The sequence below is a fragment of the Microbacterium sp. Bi128 genome (assembly GCF_918698205.1).
On sequence record NZ_CAKKMM010001066.1, the window covers coordinates 1 to 1,788 of the forward strand.

The following is a 1,788-nucleotide window of genomic DNA, read 5'->3' on the forward strand; positions in this document are numbered from 1 at the left end:
GGGGAGCGGCCGCTGGCCACGCCCGCCGAGGTGAAGTCGGCCATGATGACCACGGCATACGACACGGTCGACGTCGACGGCGCTCCCGCGCAGGATCCGTTCGCGCAGGGTGCCGGTCACGTCGACCCGACGAAGTACTTCGACCCGGGTCTGCTGTACCTCAACGGCCCCGCCGACTGGGCGGCCTTCCTGCAGGGCAAGGGCCTCGAGGACTTCGGTGTCGAGCCGATCGACGGCAGCGACCTCAACCTCGCGTCGATCTCGATCGGGTCGCTCGCCAAGCCTCAGACCGTCACGCGCACGGTGACCTCCACGCAGGCGGGGGCCTTCGTGGCATCCATCGACGTGCCGGGGCTGGATGCCACGGTCGAACCGTCGACGCTGACCTTCGGTGCCGCCGGAGAGTCGCAGGAGTTCACGGTGACGTTCGCCCGCACCACGGCCCCGGCCGAGGAGTGGACGACCGGTTTCCTCACGTGGACGAGCGGCGACACGCAGGTGCGCTCGCCGATCGCCGTGCGCCCGACGACCGCCGAGGCTCCGGCCGAGGTCGCGGGCACCGGCCTGTCGGGCTCCACGGGCGTGGAGATCCTGCCGGGTGTCAGCGGTGAGCTGCCGCTGACGGTGTCGGGGCTGGCGGCCGAGACGCTGCTGGTCGACACCGACAACCCCGTCGAGGGCCACTCGGGCAACCAGGACTCGGGTGACGCGGACGGCTATGTCCGGTGGATCGTCGACGTGCCCGAGGGGACGACCCTCTCGCGCTTCGACCTCGACTCCTCGGACGACACCGGCAGTGACCTCGACCTGTTCGTCTCGCGCGTCGTGAGCGCCGACGACCTGCGGTACTACGAGCGGTTCACCTCGGCGACGGCCTCGGCCGACGAACGGGTGTCTCTGTCGAACCCGACCCCGGGCACGTACCTCGTCGAGGCGAACATCTACTCGTTCACGGCGCCGTTCACGTGGGACATGACCTACGCGAACGTGCAGCCCGGCGGCGAGGGACAGCTCACGGCGACGCCGAACCCGATCCCCGCAGAGCAGGGCGTGGCGACGACGTACGAGCTGTCGTGGCAGGGCCTCGCGGCCGAGACGCGCTACCTCGGCGTCGTGCAGTACGGCGAGTCCGCGGTGCAGACGGTGCTCACGGTCGACTCTGGCCAGGCCGCGCCGGTCGTCGTGGATGCGCCGACCGTGACCGGCACGGCGAAGGTCGGCCGCACCCTCACCGCGACGGCGGGCACATGGAACCCCGCCGAGGTCACCACGGCGTTCCAGTGGCTGCGCGGGGGTGAGCCGATCGAGGGCGCGACCTCGTCGACCTACAAGGTGCAGCGAGCCGACGTCGGCACGGTGCTGTCGGTGCGGGTCACCGCGACGGCCGCGAGCACCGGGCTCACCGGCACCGCCGACAGTGCGGGCGTGCCCGTCGTGGCATCCTCCCGGACGACCGTGACGGTCAGCCCGTGGGTCGGTCGGACGTCCGACACCTACACCCTGACCGTGAAGGTGCGCCCCTCGGGCGGCCCCGCGGCCACGGGCGAGGTGACGGTGACCGTCGCCGGGAAGCCGTACACGGCGACCCTCGAGGACGGCCGCGCGACGATCACGCTCGACCCGCAGACGCGGGGCCTGCGGATCATCGAGGCCGAGTACGCCGGCAGTGACACCGTCGACGACTCGAAGGCGTACAGCGCGTTCATTGTGCTGCGCTGATCCTCCTGCCGACCGCGGCGTCCGGGCTCCGGCTCGGGCGCCGCGGTTGCGTGTGCGGGGGTGCGGGGG

The 1,788-nt window shown here is 71.8% G+C and carries 1 pseudogene; it reads left to right on the forward strand.

Annotation, left to right across the window (positions count from 1 at the left end):
* Nucleotides 1-1,719 (forward strand): annotated as a pseudogene (locus tag LQV45_RS29800) (Ig-like domain repeat protein); the annotation flags it as partial.
* Nucleotides 1,720-1,788: the final 69 nt, after the last annotated feature.